Raw genomic sequence first — 24,218 nt, 5'->3', positions numbered from 1 at the left:
CGCGCGGCCGTCAGACCGTGACGCCCGCCGTACGGAGGAACGCGACCGGGTTCACGGCCGAGCCGTAGTTCGCCGTCGTACGGATCTCGAAGTGCAGGTGCGGGCCGCTGGAGTTGCCGGTGTTGCCGGAGAGCGCGATCCGCTGGTCGGTCGAGATCGTCTGACCGATGCGGACGTCGATCCGCGACAGGTGCGCGTACTGCGAGTACGTGTTGTCGGCGTGCCGGATCACGATGGCGTTGCCGTACGCCGGGCCGTCGCCGCCGCCGCCCGGGCCCGCCTTGACGACGGTGCCCGCGTGCACGGCCTTGACCGCGGTGCCGATCGGCACCGCGAAGTCCTGGCCGGAGTGCTTGTGCGCCCACATCGAGCCGCCGGTGCCGAAGGTGGCGCTGAGCTTGTACGTGTCCACCGGGTCCACCCACGCCACGGCCTTCTTGGCCGCCGCCTTCTCGGCCTGCGTCGCCGCCTTGGCCTGCGCGTCGGCCTGCGCGGCGACGGAAGCGGCCGCACCGGCCAGCCCCGGGGCCCCCGCCTTGTCGGCGGCGGCGGCCGTCCCGGCACCCAGCAGGGCCGTCGCTCCCAGGCCCGCGCCCACGGCGGCGGCGCAGAGACGGAGGACGGTCGGGCGGGGGGTGCGGGAAGCGGAGCGCTGGGACATGCGGGGACATCCTCCGGGTGGACGACAGGGACGGGGCGTGAACAGGCCCGGCACACGAGTGGCGCGCCGGGCTGCACCCCTTGGTAACCCACACCCCCATCCCGCCCCAAAACACCCATCTACTAACGAAAGCCGTAACGATCACCGGTGGAATTCGGCCCGGGCACCGGTCATGGGCTGCTATCGGCCGTAGTAGACCGTCGGTGGCCTGTGCGCCTTGTCACCGGGCGCGCCCGTTCGGCGGGACCTAAGTCCTTCCATTTCGGGACCAAGGTCCCGCGACCACGGCTACGCTGGCGCGTCGTGGAACCCGGACTCCTCACCGCCAAAATCGCGTCCGCCGCCGTCACCCCGCTGATCCGCAAGCTGTTCACCGCCGAACCGGCCGGCGCCGGCCTGGTCGACCGACCGGTCCGGATCTCGTCGTACGTCTCCTTCCGGGGCGAGCAGCGCACGCTCGGCCAGGCGGATCTGCGCGCCCTCGCCGCCAAGCTCGTCAGAGCCGCCCTGCGGTCCGGCGAACGGCCGGTCCCGGCGGACGAGGAGCGGGCCGTGGCCGACGCGCTCGCCCGGACGCTCCACGCACTGGGCGAGCTCACCCTCAGCGACGCCGAGGCGGTCGCCCTGGGCCACCGGGAACTCGCCCGCGAGCTGCGCCGCGCGGGCGACCACCCCGAGCGCCACCTCTCCGCCGACGCCACCCACTTCTACGTACGCCTGCTCGACACCGCCTGTCTGCACATCCTGAACTTCTTCACCCAGCGCTCCACCTTCGTGCCCGCCACCCTCGTCGAGCAGAGCCGTCGACAGGGCGAACTCATCGCCCGTATGGACGAGTTGATCGCGCGGACACCGCGACCCGGCGCGGAGGACGGGAAGTTCGAGGCGCGCTATCTGGCGCATCTGGCGAAGAAGCACGGCAAGTTGACGATCTACGGGATCGATCTCGCCAACTCGCCGCGCAAGTGGCCCCTGGACACCGCGTATCTGAGGCTGGAGGTGGTGGGGCGCGCCGCCAGGCCGTGGCGCACGCGCGATGAGCGCGCGCCGGTGCCGGGCGCCGTGAGCACCGAGGAGGACTTCGCTCCCCGCCCCGCCGACCGCGTACTCGCCGACCACGAGCGCGTACTGCTGCGCGGCGAGGCCGGTTCCGGCAAGACCACGCTCGTCCAGTGGCTCGCCCTGTCCGCCGCGCGCGACGACCTCGACCACGGGACCGCGTACCTCTACGACCGCATCCCCTACGTCCTGCCGCTGCGCACCCTCACCCGCCACGGCGCACGGCTGCCCGCGCCCAAGGACTTCCTGGCCGCCGTCGGCTCCCCGCTGGCGGGCGAGCAGCCGCCCGGCTGGGAGTCCAGGGTCCTGGAGGACGGGCGCGGTCTGCTCCTGGTCGACGGCATCGACGAGATCCCGGACGCCGAACGCGCCCACACCCGGGCGTGGCTGAGCGATCTGATCGAGGCCTACCCCGGCAACCGCTGGCTGGTCACCTCGCGCCCCTCGGCGGTGGGCGAGGACTGGCTCGGCGAGGAAGACTTCACCGAGCTCACGCTCTGCCCGATGGGCCCGGCGGACGTGGCCGCGTTCGTCCGGCGCTGGCACACGGCGGCGCGGGCGGGGGCGGACGACGACGGCGAGCTAACCGCGTACGAGAGCCAGCTCCTCGAAGCCGTGCGCGCCAAGCCGGACCTCGGGCGCCTGGCCACCAACCCGCTGATGTGCGGCCTGATCTGCGCCCTCCACCGCGACCGGCGCGGCTTCCTGCCGTACGGCCGCAAGGACCTGTACGACGCGGCGCTCTCCATGCTGCTGATCCGCCGCGACCGCGAGCGCGACATGCGGGTGCCCGAGCGCCGCCAGGAGCCGCAGATCCAGCTGCTCCAGCAGCTCGCGTACTGGCTGATCCGCAACGGCCGCACCGAGATGGACCGCACCCGCGCCGAGACGGTCATCGCGGAGCTGCTCCCCTCCGTACCGGAGCTGGCCGAGCTCGGCGACGCGCGGGCCGTCTTCGAGCACTTCCTGCACCGCAGCGGCCTGCTGCGCGAACCGGCCCCCGGCACCGTCGACTTCATCCACCGCACCTTCCAGGACTACCTGGGCGCGCGGGCCGCCGTGGAGGCCGGCGACCTCGGGCTGCTCGTCGCCCACTCCGGCGACGACCAGTGGGAGGACGTCATCCGGATGGCCGTCGCCCACGCGCGCCCGCGCGAGCGCGTGGAGCTGTTCGGGGAACTGCTGAAGTACGGCGACGCGCACTCCGGCACGCTCGCGCGCACCCGCGTCCACCTGCTCGCGGCCACCTGCCTGGAGCACGCGCCCGAACTCGCCGCCGAGGTACGGGCCGAGGTGGAGCGGCGCACGGCCGCGCTGATCCCGCCGCGCGACCTGGTGGCCGCGCGGGCGCTCGCGGCGGCGGGCCCGATGATCCTCGACCTGCTGCCGGGCCCCGACGGGCTGGACAAGTACACGGCCGACCTGGTCGTCACCGCCGCCTCGCACGTGGAGTCGGAGCGCGCGATCGCCTTCCTGGCCCGCTTCGGCCGCCACCCGGCACGGCGGGTGAGGGCCCAGCTCGTCTGGTCCTGGGGCCGGTTCGACACCCAGCAGTACGCGGACGAGGTCATCGCCGGGCTCGACCCCGAGGACATCTTCTTCACCGTCACCTCCGACGAGCAGCTGCGCGCCCTGCGGGCACTCGGCACCCGGCCGCAACTGGAGGCGCGCGGCGACGTCTCGGCCCAGGCACTGCGCGCGTACGCGGCCGAGGCCTCGCTCACCCGGGTGCGGGTGCGCGAGAACCCGACCCTGGAGGACCTGTCGTTCCTGGCGGGCCCGCACCCGCTCACGGACCTGAGCGTGCACGACTGCCCCCGGTTGACGGACCTGTCGGCCCTGCGCGACATGCCGCTGACAGAGCTCTCGCTGGACAGGATCGGCAACGCGGACCTGAGCCCGCTCACGACGTTGCGCCGGCTGCGCGCACTCGGCCTGACCGGCGACCGGCTGAGCTGGTCGCCGGCCGCGCTCCCGGCGGCGGCCCCGCTGGAGTCCCTCGACATCAGCGGGTCGGCGGCGGGCGACCTACGTGGCCTGGCCCGGTCCACCACGGCCCTGACCGGCCTCTACCTCGGGCCGTGGAGCAGCCCCGAGAGCACCGAGGAGTGGGAGGAGGTGGCCCGTATCCCCCGGCTGCGCACCTTGCAGGTGACGGGCACGTCACTGTCCGCCGCACCCGCCGGGCTCGCCCTTCCGTCCGTGTTCCAGGTCTACCTGATCGACCACGTGCCACCGGCCGCCCTCGCCCGGCTCGCGGACCTCTTCCCGCGCCTGCACGTCCTGAACCTCTGGGCGTACCAGCGGGAGTACGACATCAGTCAGCTCGCGGCCCCGCCGACGCTGCTCCAGATCAACGTCCAGTCCAGCCACACGGTGACCGGAATGGACCGGCTTCCGGAGGGGGTCGAGGTGTTGGACGGTGGGGTGGAGGTGTCGTGAGTGGCTTCCAGGGCTCCCGCCATGTCGTGGCCGTGTTCGGCGCCATGCAGGGCACGGGCGTACTGATCGGCCCCGAGCTGGTGCTGACCTGCGCGCACCTCGGGCTGGACAGCAGGGCGACGGTCGCGGTCCCCGGGCTGGCCGGGGAGACCATGTGCCATCTGGTCTGGCAGAACAGGGTCCTCGACGCCGCGCTGCTGTGGTGCCAACCGGATTGGGGGCGGCTCTCGCGGCCCACCGGCGCCCGCCTCGGCAGGGTCGCCTCCGAACGGCCGCTCCCCTACTGCGAGATCATCGGGTTCCCGGACATCCAGCGGTACGACGGCAACCGGCTGGACCTCGACCAGTTCACCGGGACCGTCCTGCCCGTCGCGGGCCGCATGCGCCAGACGATGACCTTCGAGTTCGACCGCCCGCCCGCGACCGAGCGACGCGACGGCGGCTCCCCGCTCGCCGGGCTGTCCGGCGCGCCCGTGTTCACGGGCGGCGACACCGTGATCGGCCTGGTCAGGAAGGTGCCCGAGGGGCGCGGCCACCGGCGCCTGGAGTGCGTACCGATGGCGGCCCTCGTCACACACGAGGACTTCACCAACGGGTGCGCCGATTACGGCGCGCCCGTGACGCCGCTTCCCGAGGTCACCGGCGAGTACGCGGAGGACATGGCGTACGAGGAGGAGTACGCCAAGGCCCTGCGCGCCCAGTACCGCCGCACCCGGATCTTCGGGCTCGACGAGCTGAACCGGCACGACGCCGAGTGGGACCTGGACACCGCGTATCTGAGCCTGGAGGCACAGCCGAAGGGGCCCGGCGCGCCCGGCCTTCCCGACGCCGGGGCACCCCAGCGCATCGACGCGCTGCTCGCCTCCCGCCCGCGCGTCCTGCTGCGGGGCGAGGCGGGCGCGGGCAAGACGACCCTGGTGTGGTGGCTGGCCGCACACGCGGCGGCGGGCACCCTTGGACCCCAACTGGCCGATCTGAACGGCCTGGTGCCGTTCGTCGTCCCCCTGCGGACCCTGCGCGCCCAGGGCGGCGCGTATCCGCTGCCCGGGCAACTCCCGGACGCCGCACGCCTGGCGATCGACGCGGCGCCGGAGGGCTGGGCGGCGCGGGTCCTGAAGACCGGGCGGGCGATGCTGCTCGTGGACGGGCTCGACGAGGTCCCCCAGGACGACCGCGAGGAGGCCCACCGCTGGCTCTCGCTCCTCCTGGAGCGCTACCCACGGGTGCGGTGCGTGGCGACCGTGCGCCCCCTCGCGGTGGAACCGGGGTGGCTGCGGCGCGCCGAGTTCGAGGAGCTGCGGCTGCTGCCGATGCGGGACGAGGACATCCAGGCGTTCGTGACCGCCTGGCACCGGGCGGCCCGGCTTGACAGCGACCCGCACGAGCCGCTGGACGAGCTGGAGCGGGACCTCGCCCACCAGTTCCGCACCAACGCGGCACTGGCCGCCCTCGCCCGTACGCCCCTGCTCTGCGCGGTCATCTGCGCCCTGCACCGCCTGCGCCAGGGCTTCCTGCCGAAGACCCGCTGGGACCTGTACCAGTCGGCCCTGCGCATGCTCCTCGGCAACCGCGACGAGCGCCGCAAGGTCGGCGCGCCGGAGCGGATCACCCTCACGGTGGAGGAGTCCACGCAGCTGCTCCAGCGGATCGCGGTGTGGCTGGTGCGGGAGGGGCAGACGGAGTTCACGGCGGAACAGGCCGGCCTTCAGATCCTGCGGGCCCTGCCGGGGATGCAGCGCGTACGGGACCAGGGCACCCCGGAGGCGGTCCTGCGCCACCTCCTCAACCGCAGCGGCCTGCTCCAGGAACGCGGCCTCGACGTCTACCAGTTCACGCACCGCACGTTCCAGGACTTCCTGGCGGCGAAGGAGCTGGTGGAGGACGACCACATCAAGGAGTTGGTCCAGCACGCCACGGAGGAACAGTGGCAGGACGTCATTCTGCTGGCGGCGGGGCATTGCGGGCGCAGTCAACTGCCGGTTCTGGTCAATGGGTTGCTGAAAGCAGGGGGGAAACGGGCCTCCGACGCCCATGTACTCGCCGCACTCTGCGCCCAGCACGCGGCGTGGCTCGACGAGCAGACCAGCGAACGGGTGAAACGGAGCATCGCGGCCCTGTTGCCACCGACGCGTTCATCCATGATCTCTTTACTGGCTCGACTCGGCCCTGCTCTGCTCCCGCAGTTGCCCATGCCGGATGCCATCGAGGCCTATTCATCCGGGTCGGGCGGTATTGCCGCGCTCATCAACAGGATCGGCGGGGGCGAAGCCATCCCCTACGCGCGCGCCTGGGCCTCTCACGGTCATGTGGCGGCGCATGAGTTCGCGAGCGCATGGGATCGCTACCCCACCGCCGCATACGCGCGCGAGGTGCTCTCGCAGATCTCATGGGCAGGCATCCCGTTGCGCATCACATCGAAAGACCAGCTGGAAGAGCTTCGCCGTCTCCCGGCCGTCCAAGATGTGTCCATCACGGGGGACTTCACCACCGAGGAACTGACCGGTCCCCTGAGCAACCTGACTCTGCGCTCCGTAGGCATGAGGTCCAACGGTGCCGTGTCCAGCCTTTCCTTCCTCCGTGGTGTCCATGGACTTCGTCGGCTGACCGTTGCCCACTGCTCCATCCTCGAAGACTTCTCCGCTCTTACAGAGCTCACAGCCCTCGAATCCCTCCACCTCATCGGAATGGGAGCCATCGGCTTGGCAGCGATACCAGTGCACATCGGAGTCACGGACCTGTACGTGGGCGTGCTGGGAGATCCGAGCGGGCTGGATGCATGGCAGGGGCTGTCGCGCTTGTCGGCGCAGGGGGCATCGGACCCGGCCGGTCTCCTCGCTCAGGTGGCGAGAATGCCGAGGCTCACGTCTTTGGACCTCAAGGTGGGCATTCCGTCGGAGCTCCTCAGTGGCCCACCTTGCCCGCAGATCCGCACAGTCCATCTGAACGTGTCGAACACCGTCGTCGATTACCGGCACCTGCCCCGGCCGTTCCCCTCGCTGGAAACGCTGAATCTCACGGATCTCACCAGACCGGAGCTGAGCCGTGAAGAGCGCAAAGCCCTCCGCACGCTGACCGGAGTGACCGTCACCGTGAACGGCCGCCCCCTCTGACCGTACGCACGAAAAAGGGGCTGCCCCGGTCCCGTACGGACCAGGGCAGCCCCTCAAGGCGAGCCTGCGGAGGCTACGCCTCCTTGCTCAGGTTCGGGCCGGCGCCGCCTGCCGCCTGCTCGATCGGCGGGACGTCCGGCAGCGCGGACTTCTCCTCGCCGCGGAAGGTGAACTTCTTCGCCTCGCCCTCGCCCTCCGTGTCGACAACCACGATGTGGCCCGGGCGCAGCTCGCCGAAGAGGATCTTCTCCGAGAGGATGTCCTCGATCTCGCGCTGGATCGTCCGGCGCAGCGGGCGCGCACCCATGATCGGGTCGTAGCCCTTCTTCGCCAGGAGCGACTTCGCTTCCGCGCTGAGCTCGATGCCCATGTCGCGGTCCTTCAGACGCTCGTCCACCTTGGCGACCATGAGGTCGACGATCTGGATGATGTCTTCCTCGGTGAGCTGGTGGAAGACCACCGTGTCGTCGACACGGTTCAGGAACTCGGGGCGGAAGTGCTGCTTCAGCTCCTCGTTGACCTTGACCTTCATCCGGTCGTAGTTCGACTTGACGTCGCCCTGGGCGGCGAAGCCCAGGTTGAAGCCCTTGGAGATGTCCCGGGTGCCGAGGTTCGTGGTCATGATGATGACCGTGTTCTTGAAGTCGACGACCCGGCCCTGGGAGTCGGTCAGGCGACCGTCCTCCAGGATCTGGAGCAGGGAATTGAAGATGTCCGGGTGGGCCTTTTCGACCTCGTCGAAGAGGACGACGGAGAACGGCTTCCGGCGGACCTTCTCGGTCAGCTGGCCGCCCTCTTCGTAACCCACGTATCCGGGCGGGGAACCGAAGAGGCGCGAGACCGTGTGCTTCTCGCTGAACTCCGACATGTCGAGGGAGATCAGCGCGTCCTCGTCGCCGAAGAGGAATTCGGCGAGCGTCTTGGAGAGCTCGGTCTTACCGACGCCGGACGGGCCGGCGAAGATGAACGAGCCACCGGGGCGCTTCGGGTCCTTCAGACCCGCACGGGTGCGCCGGATCGCCTGGGAGAGCGCCTTGATGGCGTCCTTCTGGCCGATGACGCGCTTGTGGAGCTCGTCCTCCATGCGCAGCAGACGGGAGGACTCCTCCTCCGTCAGCTTGAAGACGGGAATGCCGGTCGCGGTCGCGAGGACCTCGGCGATGAGCTCGCCGTCGACCTCGGCGACGACGTCCATGTCGCCGGCCTTCCACTCCTTCTCGCGCTTGGCCTTCGCGGCGAGCAGCTGCTTCTCCTTGTCGCGGAGAGAGGCCGCCTTCTCGAAGTCCTGGGAGTCGATGGCCGACTCCTTGTCGCGGCGCACGCCCGCGATCTTCTCGTCGAACTCGCGGAGGTCCGGCGGCGCGGTCATCCGGCGGATGCGCATCCGGGAGCCGGCCTCGTCGATCAGGTCGATCGCCTTGTCCGGCAGGAAGCGGTCCGAGATGTACCGGTCGGCCAGCGTCGCGGCCTGGACCAGCGCCTCGTCCGTGATGGACACGCGGTGGTGGGCCTCGTACCGGTCGCGCAGACCCTTGAGGATCTCGATGGTGTGCGGCAGCGACGGCTCGGCGACCTGGATGGGCTGGAAGCGGCGCTCAAGGGCCGCGTCCTTCTCCAGGTGCTTGCGGTACTCGTCCAGCGTGGTGGCGCCGATGGTCTGGAGTTCACCGCGGGCGAGCATCGGCTTCAGGATGCTGGCGGCGTCGATCGCGCCCTCGGCGGCGCCCGCACCCACCAGGGTGTGGAGCTCGTCGATGAACAGGATGATGTCGCCGCGGGTGCGGATCTCCTTGAGGACCTTCTTCAGGCGCTCCTCGAAGTCACCGCGGTAGCGGGAGCCGGCGACCAGCGCGCCCAGGTCCAGGGTGTAGAGGTGCTTGTCCTTGAGGGTCTCGGGCACCTCGCCCTTGACGATGGCCTGCGCCAGGCCCTCGACGACCGCCGTCTTGCCGACGCCGGGCTCGCCGATGAGCACCGGGTTGTTCTTGGTACGGCGGGACAGCACCTGCATGACCCGCTCGATCTCCTTCTCGCGCCCGATGACCGGGTCGAGCTTGGACTCACGAGCGGCCTGGGTGAGGTTCCGGCCGAACTGGTCGAGGACGAGGGAGGTCGAAGGCGTGCCCTCGGCCGGGCCGCCCGCGGTGGCGGCTTCCTTGCCCTGGTAGCCGGAGAGCAGCTGGATGACCTGCTGCCGGACCCGGTTGAGATCGGCGCCCAGCTTCACGAGGACCTGGGCGGCGACGCCCTCGCCCTCGCGGATCAGGCCGAGCAGGATGTGCTCGGTGCCGATGTAGTTGTGGCCGAGCTGGAGGGCCTCGCGGAGCGACAGCTCCAGGACCTTCTTGGCACGCGGAGTGAAGGGGATGTGACCGGACGGGGCCTGCTGGCCCTGGCCGATGATCTCCTCCACCTGCTGGCGGACCGCCTCAAGAGAAATCCCGAGGCTCTCCAGGGCCTTAGCGGCGACACCCTCACCCTCATGGATCAGGCCCAGGAGAATGTGCTCGGTGCCGATGTAGTTGTGGTTGAGCATCCGGGCTTCTTCCTGAGCCAGGACGACAACCCGCCGCGCGCGGTCGGTGAACCTCTCGAACATCGTTAATCGCTCCTCAGAGCGGTCGGGCAGTAAGGGGTCGGTCCCCTCCCTGTCCTTCCGCATGCTAGTCCCGTGGGACGGGACAGCTCATTCCAACTGCCGACATCCGACCCGATCACCCCCGCCCAGGCGGGGAAACTTGCTGCCGAACAGTCGACAACTGCTCCAACTCGATGGTGCGAGACGATGTTCCCGCAGGCCAAGCAGATACCCCTGTCTCCAGTACGCCGATGGCGAACGCGAGACGGCCCGGCGAGCTTCTCGCCCCTCCCCACTAGGAATGTCTTACCCGTAAGCACTGACAGTCCATGCGGCGCGCCCCGGTTCCCTCAGCTACGGGCGAACACACTTGCGCCGCCGAATGCTCCCGCGCGCCCCCGATGTGCCTACGGAACGCACCCGTCCGGAAACCCTGCGTAACCCTGGGGCGTTTCAGGAGTTGCTCCGGACATGGCCCTCACCGTGCCCTGCCCCCGAGCCCCGCTCGGCCGTCCGCTCGTCCAGTGGTACGAGCGGGAGCTCGGCTGGGCCGTGGTGCCTGGACCGCCGGTGCGGCTCCTGACGGGGCTGCGCTTCGACGTGCTCGACCTCCCGGCGCCGGCCGGTGCCGCCCTGCTGGGACGGTACGGACGCACGGGCCCCGTCGCCCTCGTGGGGCGCCGGATGCGGTTCCTGGTCGCCGCGGGCAGCGCGGAGGAGCTGCCGGGGCTGCTCGACTGGCTGGAGTGGGGCGGGGTCGCCCTGGACCTGTCGGCCATCGGCGCCGGCGGCCGGATCACCGCTCCCGTACCGACCGGCTGGAGTGTGCCGCCCGATCGGGACGGCTCGCGGGAGACCGCCGTGTGGCTGCGGCCTCCCGAGCCGGGGTGCGAGGTAGAAGCAACCCTTCCGGCTTTCACCGGATTCGCCGGACCGAAGGGCGACGGGGGCGGTGGGGGCACCCCCGACCTCGTCCGGCTGGTGGACGCGGCGGCGACGGAATGCCACCGGGCCCGCTTGTTCCCCACGAAATCGGTAACCGGCTCCGCGCATGCCCGGGAGAGGGCCGGCGCGAAGAGGTCGGGTAACGCGGGAACTCAGCCGTTGGCCTTCTCGTAGGCCTCGCGGATATCGGCCGGGACGCGTCCGCGGTCGTTCACGCTGTAGCCCTGCTCCTTGGCCCACTTGCGGATCTGGGCGGTGTCCTGGCCGCCCGTCGCGACAGCGCGGCTCTTGCCCCGGCCGCCGGCGGCACGGCCACCGGTGCGCCGCCCGCTCTTGGTGTACGGGTCGAGCAGACCCCGCAGCTTGTCCGCGTTGGCGGTGGTGAGGTCGATCTCGTAGGTCTTGCCGTCGAGAGCGAACGTCACGGTCTCGTCCGCCTCGCCGCCGTCGAGGTCATCGACAAGAAGGACCTGAACCTTCTGTGCCACCGGATTTCCTTTCATCGAAAATGCAGTACGCGGAAAGGAAACCGCTTTTCCCTGGAAAACACAAACCCCCGGCAGAGGTTCAGGGACCTTGCACAGCGGGAAACGTGCGCGATTCGGACATAGGGCTCTGCCGGGTTCCACCGGGTTCCCGCGATCACAGGTGCAGAAGCATCCGGCTGTTACCCAAGGTGTTCGGCTTCACTCGTTCGAGACCCAGGAACTCGGCGACACCCTCGTCATACGAGCGCAGCAGCTCGCTGTAGACATCTGTGTCGACCGGAGTCTCCCCGATCTCGGTGAAGCCGTGCTTCGCGAAGAAGTCCACTTCGAAGGTGAGACAGAAAACCCTGCGGATCCCGAGCCAGCGGGCGGTCTGCAGCAGCTTGTCGAGCACCAGATGCCCCACTCCGGCGCCCTTGAACTCGCGGTCCACCGCGAGAGTGCGCACTTCGGCGAGGTCTTCCCACATCACGTGGAGCGCGCCGCAGCCGACCACCCGGGCATCGGAGTCGCGTTCCGCGACCCAGAACTCCTGGATGTCCTCGTAAAGCGTCACGGTCGCTTTGTCGAGCAGGATCCCCGCGCCGACGTACGCGTCGAGAAGGCGGCGGACCGCCGGGACATCGCTGGTCCTGGCCCGGCGGACGCTGACGGCATTTGCGGGGGCATAAGACATGACCGGACGCTATCGCCCCGTCCCGTCTCCGGTCCCATCGGGTTCTGCGGGTTGTGCGGGTTGTGCGCTCTCTTGCGGGGACTCGGCTTCCGGGGACGGTGGCGGATCGGCCGGATCCGGGGAGTCCTCGGGCGGTCCCACCATCCGTACGGCATCGCGCAGGGACTCGCGCTGCTCGGGCGACATCATGCCGAAGAAGGCGACCAGTGCGGCGGCCGGGTTGTCGCTCTGCGACCACGCTTCGTTCATCAGTGCGGCCGCGTAGGCGGCCCGGGTGGAGACCGCGGTATATCGATAGGCACGTCCGTCGACTTCCCGGCGCACCCAGCCCTTCTGATGGAGATTGTCCATTACGGTCATCACGGTCGTGTACGCGATGGACCGTTCCTGCTGAAGGTCTTCCAGTACTTCCCTGACGGTGACCGGACGGTTCCACTGCCAGACGCGCGTCATGACGGCGTCTTCCAGCTCTCCCAATTGGCGAGGCACATCTGCACCATAGTGGGAGATGTCGTGAATGGCTGGTTATTTACGGTGGTGAACAGCAAAAAGGGCGCGCGCCCTTGATATGGGTCGCGCGCCCTTGACGCGTGAAACGCGCCGTGCGGCCGGGAGAGGCCGCAGGCTCTGTCGCGGTCAGGCCTGGCCGGTGGTCGGCCGCTGCTGGGCGGCCTCGGCTCGGGCGAGCGCGGCGTCCACGGCCGCGTCCTCCTTGCCCTTGTTGGGGCCGCCCTGGCTCTTGACGATCGTCACGATGAGCCCGATGAAGAAGACGGCCATCACCACGGGGGGAAGGAGCGCGGAAACGTAGTCCATGCCGACCAGAGTAGCTACCCGGCGGCGCGGGCGGCGGGCGGGGGCAGGGGCTTGCGGCGCGGCGGGAACACCTCGCCGGGGGTGGGGATGGGCCGGTCCGGGCGGGGCGCCTTGGGCTGCGGCCGGGCGGGCTCGGACTTGGGCTGGGGTCTGGGCTGCTTCGGGTCCTGCGCGGCGGCGCGCCCGCCGGGCAGGGCGAGGAGCCGGGTGCGCGGTCCCGGGGTCACGGCGGCGAGCCGCGCCCGTACGGAGTGCTCGGCCAGCCGCCGGCACCGTTCGAGCAGGGCGGCGGCCACGGGCAGCGCGCGCAGCCCGCGCAGTGCCGCCAGGTCGTCCGGGGTCGGGTCGTAACCGGCCGCCAGAGCGTCCTGGAGCAGCTCCAGGAAGCCCGGGGCGGAGCCGGGCAGGGCAGTGCGGTAGCGGGCGAGATCGGCCAGCAGAAAGGCGTGCAGCCGGTTCGCCTCGCGCACGGCCTCGTCCACGGAGCCGGCGAGCCGCAGGCAGTCCTGGACGTCCGTGTCCGCGAGGGGGGCAGGGTGGAGGGCGACGGCGAGGGCACGTCGGAGCACACGCAGCTCGTCTGCGCTGAAGGCCATTCCGCCGCGGGATCCGTAAGGCGTGGGCATGACCCGACAATACGTCCTAAATGGACAAAATCCGTTTAATGGGGGTTGGTGGGCGCGTTGTGTCTGCGGCGGGGGTCGAATTCCCCACCCCGCCCGTTCCCTTAACCCTCCGGGGGTGGGTGGGGGCGGAGGCTCGTTTCCCGGGGGCGGGGCCCCCGGACCCCTTTCGCGGGGCCTGCGGCCCCTGCACCCCGCTTCGGGGCTCCGCCCCGGACCCCGCTCCTCAAACGCCGGAGGGGCTGAATTTTTAGGGGCGCGGGGAACTGCGCGACCAGCCCCCACCGGGCCCGGGGGCTACATGCGGGAGATGTTGCGTTCGTACACCAGGCGCAAGCCGATCAGCGTCAGCCACGGCTCGTGTTCGTCGATCACGTTGGCCTCGCCCAGGATGATGGGGGCCAGGCCGCCCGTGGCGATCACCGTGACGTCGGACGGGTCCCCGCCCGGGCCCACCAGTTCGCGGGCCATGCGGGTCACGACCCCGTCGACCTGCCCGGCGAACCCGTACACGATCCCCGCCTGCATCGCCTCGACCGTGTTCTTGCCGATCACCGCCCGCGGCCGGGCCAGTTCGATCTTGCGGAGCTGGGCGCCCTTGACCCCGAGGGCCTCGACCGAGATCTCGATGCCGGGGGCGATCACCCCGCCCGCGTACTCGCCGCGCGCGCTCACCGCGTCGAACGTCGTGGCCGTGCCGAAGTCGACGACGATCGCCGGGCCCCCGTACAGCTCGACCGCCGCGACCGCGTTGATGATGCGGTCCGCGCCGACCTCCTTGGGGTTGTCCATGAGGATCGGGACGCCGGTCTTGATGCCGGGCTCGACGAGGACCGCCGGGACGTCGCCGTAGTAGCGGCGGGTCACCTCGCGCAGCTCGTGCAGGACCGACGGCACCGTCGAGCAGATCGCGATGCCCTCGATGTTGTCGCCCAGCTCCGCCCCGAGCAGCGGGTGCATGCCCATCAGGCCGTTGAGCAGGACCGCCATCTCGTCGGCGGTGCGGCGCGAGTCGGTGGAGATGCGCCAGTGCTCGACGACCTCCTCGCCGTCGAACAGGCCGAGGACCGTGTGCGTGTTGCCTACGTCGATCGTCAGCAGCATCGGTTACGCCGCCTCGCGCAGATCGAGTCCGATGTCGAGGATCGGTGAGGAGTGGGTGAGCGCGCCGACCGCCAGGTAGTCGACGCCCGTCGCCGCGTACTCCGCCGCGGTCTCCAGGGTGAGGCGGCCCGAGGACTCCAGGAAGGCGCGCCCGGCGACGAGTTCGACGGCCTTCGCGGTCTGCTCCGGCGTGAAGTTGTCCAGCAGGATCAGGTCCGCGCCCGCCTCCAGGACCTCTCCGACCTGGTCGAGCGTGTCGACCTCGACCTCGATCGCCACCTCCGGGAACATCTCCCGTACGGCCTTGAAGGCCTCGGCGACGCCGCCCGCGGCCACCACGTGGTTGTCCTTGACCAGCGCCGCGTCGGAGAGCGACATGCGGTGGTTGACGCCGCCGCCGCAGCGCACCGCGTACTTCTCCAGGGCGCGCAGCCCCGGCGTCGTCTTGCGGGTGTCGCGCACCTTCGCGCGCGTGCCCTCCAGGGCGTCCGCCCACGCGCGCGTGGCGGTCGCGATGCCGGACATGCGGCACAGCAGGTTGAGCGCGCTGCGCTCGGCGGTGAGCAGGTCGCGGGTGCGCGTGGTGACGCTCAGCAGCTTCTGGCCCGCCTCGACGCGGTCGCCGTCCGCGACGTGCCGCTCGACCTCGAACTCCTCGGTGCACACGATCGACAGGATCGCCTCGGCGACCCGCAGGCCCGCGACCGTACCGGCCTCGCGGGCGGTGAAGTCGCCGGTGGCGACGGCGTCTTCGGGGACGGTCGCCGCGGTCGTCACGTCCACGCCGCCGTCGAGGTCCTCCTCGATGGCGAGGTGCGCGATGTCCTCGACCTGTACGGGGTCCAGGCCCGCCTCGGCCAGCAGCGCGGCCAGCGTGGGGTCGAGGCCGCACTCGTACACGTCCTCGTCGCCGCAGCCGCAGTCGTCGCCGCAGCCGCCTCCGCTCGCGGGGACGCCGATCTGGATCAGCGGTACGTCCACCGGCTCGGGACGGTGTTCGTCGGGGGTGCTCACGGTTACGGCTCCCTGGGGGCGTCGGCGACTGTCGGGGGGAAGTCTGCGGAATCGGTACGGCGGACGTCGAGCGTACGGTCCGGCGTCACTCGTACGACGAGGTGGCGGTGCCAGTCCGCGTCGTCCCGGTCGGGCCGGTCCTCGCGCCAGTGGCAGCCGCGGGTCTCCTCGCGGGCGGCGGCGGCGGCGACCAGCACGCGCGCGACGAGCAGCAGGTTGGTGGTCTCCCACGCGTCCACGCCGGGCTCGGCGGCCTTGCGTTCGTCGGCGCCGTCGGCATCGGCCCGGATCTCCTCCAGGCGGACGGCGGCCCCGGCGAGGCTGTCGGCGGAGCGGAGCACGCCCGCGCCGTTGGTCATGATCCGCTGGATCTGGATACGGGCCTCGGGGACCAGCAGCGGGCAGGTGGGCGCGGACTCGGGGACGCGGTGGGCGGCGTCCTGGGGAGCCGCCACGCGCGCGTGGCCGCCCGCCGCGATGTCGGCCGCGATGCGCTCGGCGAAGACCAGGCCCTCAAGCAGGGAGTTGGAGGCGAGCCGGTTGGCGCCGTGCACGCCGGTGCAGGCGACCTCGCCGCACGCGTAGAGCCCCGGGACCGTGGTGCGGCCGTGCAGGTCGGTGCGGACGCCCCCGGAGGCGTAGTGGGCGGCCGGGGCGACCGGGATGGGCTCGGTGACCGGGTCGATGCCGTGGGAGCGGCAGGCGGCGAGGATGGTGGGGAAGCGCTGCTCCCACATCTCGGCGCCGAAGTGCCGTGCGTCCAGGTACATGTGCTCGGTGCCCCGCACCTGCATCTGGCGGGTGATCGCCTTGGCCACGATGTCGCGGGGCGCCAGCTCGGCCAGCTCGTGCTGCCCGAGCATGAACCGGGTTCCGGAGGCGTCGACGAGGTGGGCGCCCTCTCCCCGTACCGCCTCGGAGACCAGCGGCTGCTGGCCCTCGGAGTCGGCGCCGAGGAAGAGCACGGTCGGGTGGAACTGGACGAACTCCAGGTCGGAGATCTCGGCGCCGGCCCGCAGCGCCAGGGCGACGCCGTCGCCGGTGGAGACCGGCGGGTTGGTGGTGGCCGAGAAGACCTGGCCCATGCCACCGGTGGCGAGCACCACGGCGGGGGCGTGGACGGCCCCCACGCCGTCGTGCTGGCCCTCGCCCATGACGTGCAGGGTGATGCCCGCGGTGCGCCCGTCGTCGTCCCTCAGCAGGTCGAGTACGAGCGCGTTCTCGATGGTCCGTACGGCCTGCTCTCGGACGGCCTCGACCAGCGCGCGCGAGATCTCGGCGCCCGTGGCGTCGCCGCCCGCGTGGGCGATGCGGCGGCGGTGGTGGCCGCCCTCGCGGGTCAGCGAGATGGCGCCGGAGTCGTCGGTGTCGAAGGCGGCGCCGGTGGCGATCAGCCGCCGCACCGCGTCCGGGCCCTCGGTGACCAGGGTGCGCACCGCGGTCTCGTCGCACAGGCCCGCGCCCGCCACCAGCGTGTCGTCCAGGTGCTGTTCGGGGGTGTCGCCCTCGCCGAGGGCCGCCGCGATGCCGCCCTGCGCCCAGCGCGTCGAGCCGTCGTCGAGCCGCGCCTTGGTCACCACCACGGTGGTGAGCCCGGCGGCGGTGCAGCGCAGCGCCGCGGTCAGGCCCGCCACGCCCGAGCCGACGACCACGACGTCCGCGTCGATGGACCAGCCGGGGGCGGGCGCGTCCAGCCGTATGCCGGTCCGGGCCGGACCGTCGTTCGTCCTGGTCATGCGGGGGCTCCGAAGTTCAGCGGGATGTTGTCGATCAGGCGGGTGGTGCCGACGCGCGCGGCGATCGCCAGGACCGCCTCACCGGCGAAGCCGTCCCCGGCCTCGCCGAACGTCGCCGGGTCGACCAGTGCCAGATAGTCCAGGGCCAGCGGCGGCTCCGCCTTGACGGCCTCGTCCAGGACGCTCTGGGCGGCGGCGCGCACGACCGCGGGGGACGGGCCCGCCGCCTCCACCGCGTACGCGTCGGCGGCCGCGCGGGCCTCGCCGATCCGGGAGAGCGCCAGGGCGCGCCCGGAGGAGGCGTGGGTGGCCGCGGCGCGCGCGTGGAGCGCGTGCTCGGCCGTCAGCCGGTCGCGGGCCGCGAACAGCGCGCGCGACAGCGCAAGCGCGGTGGTGCGGTCGGCCGGCGAGAGGTAGCGGTTGCGGCTGGAGAGGGCGAGCCCGTCGGCCTCGCGGACCGTGGGTACGCCGACGATCTCCACGGGGAAGTTGAGGTCGCGCGCCATGCGCCGGATCAGCGCCAGCTGCTGGGCGTCCTTCTGTCCGAACAGGGCGAGGTCGGGGGCGGTGAGGTGGAGCAGCTTGGCGACGACGGTGAGCATGCCGTCGAAGTGGCCGGGGCGGGAGGCGCCTTCGAGCCGCTCGCCCATCGGGCCCGCGGTGATGCGGACCTGCGGCTCTCCGCCGGGGTAGACCTCGTCCACGGAGGGCGCGAACACGGCGTCGGCGCCCGCGTGCCCGGCCAGCTCGATGTCGGCGTCCAGGGTGCGCGGATAGCGGTCGAGGTCCTCGCCCGCGCCGAACTGCAGCGGGTTCACGAAGACCGTGACGACGACCTGGCCCTCGGGGCCGACGCTCTCGCGCGCGGTGCGCACCAGGGTGGCGTGCCCTTCGTGCAGCGCGCCCATGGTCATGACGACGGCGCGGCGGCCGGTGCGCTCCAGGGCGGCCAGCTCGGCGGCGGTGCGGACCAGAAGGGTCATCGGTTCTCTCCGTCCCCGAGCACGCCCAGCAGGTCCTCGGCGAGCTCGGGCTTCAGCAGGCCGTGGGCGAGCGCCCGGTCGGCGGTCGTACGGGCCATGGCGAGGTATCCGGCGACCGTGCCGGGGGCGTGCTTGCGCAGCTCGGCGACGTGCGCCGCGACCGTGCCCGCGTCCCCGCGCGCGACGGGGCCGGTCAGGGCCGCGTCGCCGGAGCGCAGCGCGTTGTCGAGCGCCGCTCCCAGGAGCGGGCCGAGCATCCGGTCGGGGGCGGCGACCCCGGCCAGCCGCAGCAGCTCCATGGACTGGGCCACCAGGGTGACGAGGTGGTTGGCGCCGAGGGCGAGGGCCGCGTGGTAGAGCGGCCGGTTCTGCTCCTCGATCCACTCGGGCTCGCCGCCCATCTCGATGACCAGCGCCTCCGCGGCGAGCCGCAGCTCCTCGGGCGCGGTGACGCCGAACGAGCACCCGGCCAGGCGCTGGACGTCGACGCCGGTCCCGGTGAACGTCATCGCGGGATGCAGGGCCAGCGGCAGCGCCCCCGCGCGCGTGGCGGGCGCGAGCACGTCCGTCCCGTACCGCCCGGAGGTGTGCACGAGCAGTTGGCCGGGGCGGATCGCGCCGGTCTCGGCGAGGCCCTCCACCAGGCCCGGCAGGGCGTCGTCGGGGACGGTCAGCAGCACCAGGTCGGCGGCGGCCAGCACCTCGGCGGGCGGCACCAGGGGCACGTCCGGCAGCAGGGCGGCGGCCCGGCGCACGGAGGCGTCCGACACGCCGGAGACCGCCACCGGGCGGTGCCCGGCGAGCTTCAGCGCGGCGGCGAGGGCGGGGCCGACCCGGCCGGCACCGACGACGCCGACGGTGAGGCGGGCTGGGCGGGTTTCTGGTTGTGCGTTCACGCGGCGGGGGCCTTCCGTTCCAGTCCGCGAGGGGTACCGGACGATTTCCCCGTCATGCTACGCCCAGCCCCCATAACCCCTGTGGTTGTCCACAGGCTGTGGGCGATGATCGGCACATGGAAGATCAGCAAGGTTGGGACGACCGGCACGGCCGGATCGAGGACGACGCGGACGGGACCGCCCCCGGCGGCGACGGCGGCGGGCAGGACGCGCGTCTGCGCCGGATCGCGGCCTGGCGCGCCTCGGAGCGCACCCTGTGCCGGATGCCCGGCGAGTTCAGCATGGGCGAGCGGCTGACCGCGCTGGCCACCGACGCGCACGCGGTGTACGACACCACCGAGATGCCGGACTTCTACGGCGACGGCCCGGTCGCCGAGCTGGAGCGGCGCACCGCCGACGTGCTCGGCTTCCCGGCGGCCGCCTTCTTCCCCACCGGCACCATGGCACAGCAAGCGGCGCTGCGCGCCTGGGCCGGGCGCACCGGGAACGCGACGGTGGCGCTGCACCCGCTCGCCCACCCCGAGGTGCACGAGCGGCGCGCCTTCGGTGCGGTGAGCGGGCTGCGCACGGTCCACCCGACGACCGCGCCCCGGCTGCCCACGGCCCAGGAGGTACGGGACTTCGAGGAGCCGTTCGGCACGCTGATGCTGGAGCTGCCGCTGCGCGACGCCGGGTTCGTCCTGCCCACCTGGCAGGAGCTGACCGACGTCGTGGAGGCGGCCCGGGAGCGGGACGCGGTGGTGCACTTCGACGGCGCACGCCTGTGGGAGTGCGCCGTGCACTTCGACCGCCCGCTGGAGGAGATCGCGCAGCTCGCGGACAGCGTCTACGTGTCGTACTACAAGACCCTGGAGGGCCTGTCCGGCGCCGCCCTTGTGGGGCCCGAGTCGCTGGTCGACGAGACCCGCACCTGGCGCCACCGGTACGGGGGCCAGCTCTTCCAGCAGTATCCGGCGGCCCTTTCGGCGCTGGTCGGCCTCGACCGGGTGCTGCCGAAGCTCTCCTCGTACGTCACCCACGCGCGCGTGGTGGCCGAGGGGCTGGCGGACGGCTTCACCGAGGCGGGCGTGCCGTGGTTCCGGATCAACCCGGAGGTGCCGCACACCCACCAGTTCCATGTGTGGCTGCCGTACGGGGCGGATGCCCTGGACGACGCCGGGCTCGGCCAGTCCGAGGAGACGGGCGTGACGCTCTTCCGCCGCTGGTTCCCCGCGTCCGCGGGCCCGCCCGGGGTCTCGTGCACCGAACTGACGGTGACGGAGCCGGGCCTCGAATGGTCGGCGCGGGACGTACGGGAGGCGGTGGCGGAGTTCGTACGGAGGCTGGGGTAGGGCCGCGAGAGGTCGCTCAGCGGCAGGCCGGAGTGCGGTGGTGGCGGGGTGAGGGCAGGAGGCGGGCCAGGGCCGCGCGCAGCCGGCCGTGGGCGAGGCGGCCGGAGAGGACCGCTTCGAAGCGCCGGTAGTCACGTATTTCGCGCAGGGTGCGCACGTCGTGCGTGCCCGGCAGCGGGGGCGGCGGCTCCTGGAGCCGGGCCGTGCGATAGGTGTCGAGCATGTGCTGCTGGATGGCGTCCATGCATCCAGGCTGCGCCGGTCCCGGCCGTCCGTCGCGCCGATTGACCAGGGACGTCAAACGACGGGGCCGCTGTCAGTGGGGCGGTGCACCATGGGCGCATGAGCGTGTGCGTCGACATCACGGGTTTGCCGCAGGAGCGGATCGTCTTCGGACCCTCTCCGCTGGCCGAGCTGGGCGCCGCCCTGCACGCGCTCTCCGAGCCCGCGCACCACGCCCGGCTGCACGGCTGGACCACCACCACGGCGGCCGGGCTCAAGCCGGAGCTGGCCGACCGGCTGCACGAGGCGGACTTCCTGTGGCGGTCCACCCGCTCGGACATCCTGCTGCCGCCGCGGCCCCGCGCGACGCTGGCCGAGGAGCTGGACGACCTCGACCGCATGGACGACGAGAAGTACGTGGCGGCGGCGCTGGAGATCTCCTGCGCGAGCCTCTACAACGCGGGGGCGCCGTCCCCGCTGGTCGACGCGCGGATGCGGGACCGCGCCCTGGACCTCGCCGCCGCGCGCGGCCCGCGCCAGGCCGCCTTCGTGAAGCGGATGCTGCTGGACCCGCCGGGGGCGCGCGCGTGGATACGCAGGCTGTTCGAGGACTGCGACGCCGCGTTCTTCGGGGAGACCTGGCAGCGCGTCCGGGTCCAACTGGCCGCCGACGCCCGGCACAAGACGGAGCTCCTGAAGCACAAGGGCCTGGCGGAGGCGGTCGCGGCGGTCTCCCCCGCCGTCGCCCTCGAACAGGACGAGCGGGGCAGCCGCATCGTCGTGGACAAGCTGACCCACGGGCGTACGAGCGCGGCGGGCAGCGGCCTGACGTTCATCCCCACCGCGTTCGGCTGGCCGCACCTGTTCGCGCTGCACGCGCCGGGCTGGCAGCCGGTCATCCAGTACCCGGTCCCGACGGGCGAGTTGGGCGGCGCCGCGCCCGTCGACGTGGTGAAGGCACGCCTTGAGGCGGTCGCGCACCCGATGCGGATGCGGCTGTGCCGCAGCCTCGCGCGGGGCGCGTACACGACGAGCGAGCTGGCCGACGCGTACGGGATTTCCGCGCCGGAGGTGTCTCGCCATCTTTCTGTGCTGAAGAAGGCGGGTCTGCTTACTACGCAGCGGCGTGGGCGGTATGTGCTGCATCAGCTGGATGTGGCGGTGGTCGCCCGGCTGGGCAGCGACTTCTTGGAGGGGGTGCTGCGGTAGCGGCGCCGTGTTTGTCTGCGGGCCGGTGGTGGGCTGGTCGCGCAGTTCCCCGCGCCCCTAAGATGCGCCCCTGCGGGGCGCCCAGGGGATTGCCGCGCAGCGGCATTTTTAGGGGCGCGGGGCTGTGACATTTGCGGCTCCGCCGCGTGGGCGCGACCAGCCACAGACAACCCGCACCCGGCCAAACAGCCGCCCGCCCCTCAGCCGCTCACCCTCAACAACAACTTCCCCGTCGACGTGCGGCCCTCCATCAGACGGTGGGCCTCCGGCGCCTGCTCCAGGGGGAACTCGGCGGTGACCGGCAGCTCGACCCGGCCGTCCGCCGCGAGGGCGAACGCCCGGCCCGCCAGGTCCCGCAGCGCCTCCGGCGCGGTCGCCGCCAGGCCCAGGATCGAGAAGCCCGCGACCGAGCGGGCGCCCGGGTAGAGCTCGGGCTGCCCGACGCGCCACGGCTCCTCGCCGCCCGCGTTCCCGTACGAGACGAGCCGCCCGAACAGGGCCAGCGCGTCCAGCCCCTGACGCAGCGTCTCGCCGCCGACCGGGTCCAGGACGAGGTCCACGCCCCGGCCGCCGGTCGCCCGGCGCACGTCCTGGGCGAAGGTGCCGGTGAGGAACGCGTCGTCGTACCCGTGCTCGCGTGCGTAGGCGGCCTTGGCCTCGCTGGACACCACGCCGTAGACGGCGCCCGCGCCCGCGAGCCGGGCGATCTGCCCCACGACCGTGCCGACGCCGCCCGCCGCGCCCTGGACCAGGACGCTCTCGCCGGGCTGCAGCCGCCCCACCTCGTGGACGAGGGCGTGCGCGGTGGGCAGGACCGTGGGGAGCGTGGCGGCGGTGCGCAGGTCGACGCCCCGTGGCACCGGGAGGACGGCGGCGGCCGCGACGACGGCGACGTCCGCGTAGCCGCCGCCCTCGGCCATCGCCGCGACCTCCTGCCCGACCGCGAGCCCTTCGACGCCCGCGCCGAGCTCCCGTACGCGCCCGGAGACCTCAAGGCCCGGCACGAACGGCAGGGACCGCACCCGGTAGCCCTCCGAACGGGCCTTCACCTCGGCGAAGTTGACCCCGGCGTAGGCGACGTCGACGGCGACCTCACCGGGACCGGGCCGAGGCACCTCCGCCTCCACCAGCCGCAGTACTTCCGGACCGCCCAGCTCGCTGACCTGAATCGCACGCATGACGTGGGTCCCCCTCGACACGTAAAGTGTTCAATGAATGTCGAACACTCAAGAGTGTACGACCCGTATCGAACACTCGGCAAGGGCGCACCGCCGGGCCCGGCCAGGAGGAAGGACACCGATGACCCATCGCGCGGCACCCGAACACACCCACCCCGACAAGGTCCCCCTGATCACGGCCCTGGACGCGCTCGGCGACCCGGTCCGCCTCCAGCTCGTGCGCGAGCTGGCCGAGTCGCAGGAGTGGACCCGCAGCTGCGGCTCGTTCGACGTGCCCGTACGCAAGGCGGCGCTGAGCCACCACTTCTCGGTGCTGCGCGCGGCCGGGCTGGTCGAGCAGCGCGACGACGGGTCCAAGCGGGTCAACCGCCTGCGCCGCGAGGAGTTCGACGAGCGCTTCCCGGGGCTGCTCGCACTGGTCCTGCGCGGCGACTGAGGACCGCGCACCCCACCGGGCTAGAGCCCTCCGGCCCGCACCAGCCCCGACTCGTACGCGAGGACGACCACCTGCACGCGGTCCCGCAGCCCCAGCTTCGTCAGGATCCGGCCGACATGGGTCTTCACGGTGGCCTCCGAGAGGACCAGACGCGCCGCGATCTCGCCATTCGAGAGGCCCTGCGCGACCAGCAGCATGACCTCGCGCTCGCGCTCGGTCAGCTTGTCCATGGCGCCGCCGGGGCCCCGCTCCTTGCCGGTCGTCGGCAGCATCGGGGCGAACCGGTCGAGCAGGCGCCGGGTGGTGGACGGCGCGACGACCGCGTCACCGCTGTGCACCGAACGGATGGCGCCCAGCAGTTCGCCCGGCGGCACATCCTTCAGCATGAAGCCGCTGGCGCCCGCCTTCAGACCGGAGAACGCGTACTCGTCCAGGTCGAAGGTGGTCAGGATCAGCACCTTGGGGTGCGTCTCGGCCGAGCAGATCCGGCGCGTCGCCTCCACCCCGTCGAGCCGCGGCATACGCACATCCATCAGCACCACGTCCACGGCGGTCGCGCGGAGGATCTCGATCGCCTCCGCGCCGTCGCCCGCCTCCGCGACGACCTCCATGTCCGGCTGGGCGGCGAGCACCATCCGGAAGCCGGTGCGCAGCAGCACCTGGTCGTCGACGAGCATCACGCGGATCGTCATCGGGTCCCTCTCCATCACG

21 protein-coding genes are annotated in these 24,218 nt (G+C 72.0%); 6 read left to right on the top strand and 15 right to left on the bottom strand.

Features of this window, described 5'->3' with window-relative positions; all coding sequences use genetic code 11:
- Positions 1-10 precede the first annotated feature (10 nt).
- Positions 11-661 (bottom strand): M23 family metallopeptidase, encoded by a 651-nt coding sequence (locus tag OG965_RS23260; protein ID WP_371654007.1) that lies wholly within the window; start codon positions 659-661, stop codon positions 11-13.
- Positions 662-964: 303 nt separating this feature from the next.
- Here OG965_RS23260 and OG965_RS23255 point away from each other — a divergent pair, with 303 nt between their 5' ends.
- Positions 965-4,162 (top strand): NACHT domain-containing NTPase, encoded by a 3,198-nt coding sequence (locus OG965_RS23255; RefSeq protein ID WP_371654006.1) that lies wholly within the window; start codon positions 965-967, stop codon positions 4,160-4,162.
- Positions 4,159-7,272 carry an NACHT domain-containing protein gene (locus OG965_RS23250; protein WP_371654005.1) on the top strand — a complete coding sequence of 1,038 codons (3,114 nt, stop codon included), beginning with the start codon at positions 4,159-4,161 and terminating at the stop codon, positions 7,270-7,272. Before OG965_RS23255 ends, OG965_RS23250 begins: the two co-directional genes overlap by 4 nt.
- A 73-nt stretch (positions 7,273-7,345) precedes the next feature.
- On the opposite strand, the gene OG965_RS23245 is transcribed toward OG965_RS23250, so the two are convergent.
- The gene (locus OG965_RS23245) at positions 7,346-9,871 is read right to left on the bottom strand and encodes an ATP-dependent Clp protease ATP-binding subunit (RefSeq protein ID WP_371654004.1); all 2,526 of its coding nucleotides are present in this window, start codon (positions 9,869-9,871) and stop codon (positions 7,346-7,348) included.
- 450 nt (positions 9,872-10,321) lie between these two features.
- Between OG965_RS23245 and OG965_RS23240 the strand changes: the two genes are divergently transcribed.
- Positions 10,322-10,969 (top strand): SCO3374 family protein, encoded by a 648-nt coding sequence (locus OG965_RS23240; protein WP_371654003.1) that lies wholly within the window; start codon positions 10,322-10,324, stop codon positions 10,967-10,969.
- Here OG965_RS23240 and OG965_RS23235 read toward each other — a convergent pair.
- The 10 genes from OG965_RS23235 to OG965_RS23190 all read right to left on the bottom strand — a co-directional run bounded on the left by OG965_RS23235 (position 10,948) and on the right by OG965_RS23190 (position 19,131).
- Positions 10,948-11,283 (bottom strand): Lsr2 family protein, encoded by a 336-nt coding sequence (locus tag OG965_RS23235; protein ID WP_371654002.1) that lies wholly within the window; start codon positions 11,281-11,283, stop codon positions 10,948-10,950. The genes OG965_RS23240 and OG965_RS23235 overlap by 22 nt on opposite strands.
- Positions 11,284-11,437: 154 nt before the next feature.
- Positions 11,438-11,959, bottom strand: a complete 522-nt coding sequence (locus OG965_RS23230) for an amino-acid N-acetyltransferase (RefSeq protein ID WP_371654001.1) — start codon at positions 11,957-11,959, stop codon at positions 11,438-11,440.
- A gap of 9 nt (positions 11,960-11,968) precedes the next feature.
- Positions 11,969-12,448, bottom strand: coding sequence for a BlaI/MecI/CopY family transcriptional regulator (locus tag OG965_RS23225; protein ID WP_371654000.1), 480 nt, complete (start codon positions 12,446-12,448; stop codon positions 11,969-11,971).
- A gap of 147 nt (positions 12,449-12,595) precedes the next feature.
- The gene (locus OG965_RS23220; RefSeq protein ID WP_344077233.1) at positions 12,596-12,775 is read right to left on the bottom strand and encodes a hypothetical protein; all 180 of its coding nucleotides are present in this window, start codon (positions 12,773-12,775) and stop codon (positions 12,596-12,598) included.
- A gap of 14 nt (positions 12,776-12,789) precedes the next feature.
- On the bottom strand, positions 12,790-13,371 hold the full coding sequence (locus tag OG965_RS23215) for a hypothetical protein (RefSeq protein ID WP_371653999.1): 582 nt from the start codon (positions 13,369-13,371) through the stop codon (positions 12,790-12,792).
- A gap of 324 nt (positions 13,372-13,695) precedes the next feature.
- Positions 13,696-14,502 carry a type III pantothenate kinase gene (locus OG965_RS23210; RefSeq protein ID WP_371653998.1) on the bottom strand — a complete coding sequence of 269 codons (807 nt, stop codon included), beginning with the start codon at positions 14,500-14,502 and terminating at the stop codon, positions 13,696-13,698.
- A 3-nt stretch (positions 14,503-14,505) separates the two neighbouring features.
- Positions 14,506-15,516 carry a carboxylating nicotinate-nucleotide diphosphorylase gene (gene nadC / locus OG965_RS23205; RefSeq protein ID WP_371653997.1) on the bottom strand — a complete coding sequence of 337 codons (1,011 nt, stop codon included), beginning with the start codon at positions 15,514-15,516 and terminating at the stop codon, positions 14,506-14,508.
- Positions 15,517-15,518: 2 nt separating this feature from the next.
- Positions 15,519-17,252 (bottom strand): L-aspartate oxidase, encoded by a 1,734-nt coding sequence (locus OG965_RS23200; RefSeq protein ID WP_371653996.1) that lies wholly within the window; start codon positions 17,250-17,252, stop codon positions 15,519-15,521.
- Positions 17,249-18,235 carry a pantoate--beta-alanine ligase gene (gene panC, locus OG965_RS23195; protein ID WP_371653995.1) on the bottom strand — a complete coding sequence of 329 codons (987 nt, stop codon included), beginning with the start codon at positions 18,233-18,235 and terminating at the stop codon, positions 17,249-17,251. Before panC ends, OG965_RS23200 begins: the two co-directional genes overlap by 4 nt.
- The gene (locus tag OG965_RS23190) at positions 18,232-19,131 is read right to left on the bottom strand and encodes a Rossmann-like and DUF2520 domain-containing protein (protein WP_371653994.1); all 900 of its coding nucleotides are present in this window, start codon (positions 19,129-19,131) and stop codon (positions 18,232-18,234) included. Before OG965_RS23190 ends, panC begins: the two co-directional genes overlap by 4 nt.
- Before the next feature lie 116 nt (positions 19,132-19,247).
- Between OG965_RS23190 and OG965_RS23185 the strand changes: the two genes are divergently transcribed.
- Positions 19,248-20,462: a low specificity L-threonine aldolase gene (locus OG965_RS23185; RefSeq protein WP_371653993.1), complete on the top strand. Its 1,215-nt coding sequence runs from the start codon at positions 19,248-19,250 to the stop codon at positions 20,460-20,462.
- 16 nt (positions 20,463-20,478) lie between these two features.
- On the opposite strand, the gene OG965_RS23180 is transcribed toward OG965_RS23185, so the two are convergent.
- Positions 20,479-20,706, bottom strand: coding sequence for a hypothetical protein (locus tag OG965_RS23180; RefSeq protein WP_371653992.1), 228 nt, complete (start codon positions 20,704-20,706; stop codon positions 20,479-20,481).
- Positions 20,707-20,804: 98 nt separating this feature from the next.
- Between OG965_RS23180 and OG965_RS23175 the strand changes: the two genes are divergently transcribed.
- Positions 20,805-21,893, top strand: a complete 1,089-nt coding sequence (locus OG965_RS23175) for a DUF5937 family protein (protein ID WP_371653991.1) — start codon at positions 20,805-20,807, stop codon at positions 21,891-21,893.
- Positions 21,894-22,093: 200 nt separating this feature from the next.
- On the opposite strand, the gene OG965_RS23170 is transcribed toward OG965_RS23175, so the two are convergent.
- A complete protein-coding gene (locus OG965_RS23170; RefSeq protein ID WP_371653990.1) occupies positions 22,094-23,071 on the bottom strand; it encodes a zinc-binding alcohol dehydrogenase family protein in 978 nt (325 codons plus the stop codon).
- A 121-nt stretch (positions 23,072-23,192) separates the two neighbouring features.
- Between OG965_RS23170 and OG965_RS23165 the strand changes: the two genes are divergently transcribed.
- On the top strand, positions 23,193-23,507 hold the full coding sequence (locus tag OG965_RS23165; protein ID WP_371653989.1) for an ArsR/SmtB family transcription factor: 315 nt from the start codon (positions 23,193-23,195) through the stop codon (positions 23,505-23,507).
- 20 nt (positions 23,508-23,527) lie between these two features.
- Here the strand turns inward: OG965_RS23165 and OG965_RS23160 are convergent, their stop codons facing one another.
- A complete protein-coding gene (locus OG965_RS23160; RefSeq protein WP_371653988.1) occupies positions 23,528-24,199 on the bottom strand; it encodes a response regulator in 672 nt (223 codons plus the stop codon).
- Positions 24,200-24,218 lie beyond the last annotated feature (19 nt).

Source organism: Streptomyces sp. NBC_00224 (assembly GCF_041435195.1).
Classification (GTDB): Bacteria; Actinomycetota; Actinomycetes; order Streptomycetales; family Streptomycetaceae; genus Streptomyces.
This window is presented reverse-complemented; position numbering and strand designations above follow the sequence as displayed.

Excerpts from the sequence above, each read along its gene's own strand:
- OG965_RS23245 (WP_371654004.1), bottom strand. The coding sequence starts at position 9,871 with ATGTTCGAGAGGTTCACCGACCGCGCGCGGCGGGTTGTCGTCCTGGCT.
- OG965_RS23240 (WP_371654003.1), top strand. The coding sequence starts at position 10,322 with ATGGCCCTCACCGTGCCCTGCCCCCGAGCCCCGCTCGGCCGTCCGCTC.
- OG965_RS23185 (WP_371653993.1), top strand. The coding sequence starts at position 19,248 with ATGGAAGATCAGCAAGGTTGGGACGACCGGCACGGCCGGATCGAGGAC.
- OG965_RS23165 (WP_371653989.1), top strand. The coding sequence starts at position 23,193 with ATGACCCATCGCGCGGCACCCGAACACACCCACCCCGACAAGGTCCCC.
- OG965_RS23170 (WP_371653990.1), bottom strand. The coding sequence starts at position 23,071 with ATGCGTGCGATTCAGGTCAGCGAGCTGGGCGGTCCGGAAGTACTGCGG.
- OG965_RS23210 (WP_371653998.1), bottom strand. The coding sequence starts at position 14,502 with ATGCTGCTGACGATCGACGTAGGCAACACGCACACGGTCCTCGGCCTG.
- OG965_RS23215 (WP_371653999.1), bottom strand. The coding sequence starts at position 13,371 with ATGGCCTTCAGCGCAGACGAGCTGCGTGTGCTCCGACGTGCCCTCGCC.
- panC (WP_371653995.1), bottom strand. The coding sequence starts at position 18,235 with ATGACCCTTCTGGTCCGCACCGCCGCCGAGCTGGCCGCCCTGGAGCGC.
- OG965_RS23230 (WP_371654001.1), bottom strand. The coding sequence starts at position 11,959 with ATGTCTTATGCCCCCGCAAATGCCGTCAGCGTCCGCCGGGCCAGGACC.
- OG965_RS23175 (WP_371653991.1), top strand. The coding sequence starts at position 20,805 with ATGAGCGTGTGCGTCGACATCACGGGTTTGCCGCAGGAGCGGATCGTC.
- OG965_RS23220 (WP_344077233.1), bottom strand. The coding sequence starts at position 12,775 with ATGGACTACGTTTCCGCGCTCCTTCCCCCCGTGGTGATGGCCGTCTTC.
- OG965_RS23200 (WP_371653996.1), bottom strand. The coding sequence starts at position 17,252 with ATGACCAGGACGAACGACGGTCCGGCCCGGACCGGCATACGGCTGGAC.
- OG965_RS23180 (WP_371653992.1), bottom strand. The coding sequence starts at position 20,706 with ATGGACGCCATCCAGCAGCACATGCTCGACACCTATCGCACGGCCCGG.
- OG965_RS23260 (WP_371654007.1), bottom strand. The coding sequence starts at position 661 with ATGTCCCAGCGCTCCGCTTCCCGCACCCCCCGCCCGACCGTCCTCCGT.
- OG965_RS23160 (WP_371653988.1), bottom strand. The coding sequence starts at position 24,199 with ATGACGATCCGCGTGATGCTCGTCGACGACCAGGTGCTGCTGCGCACC.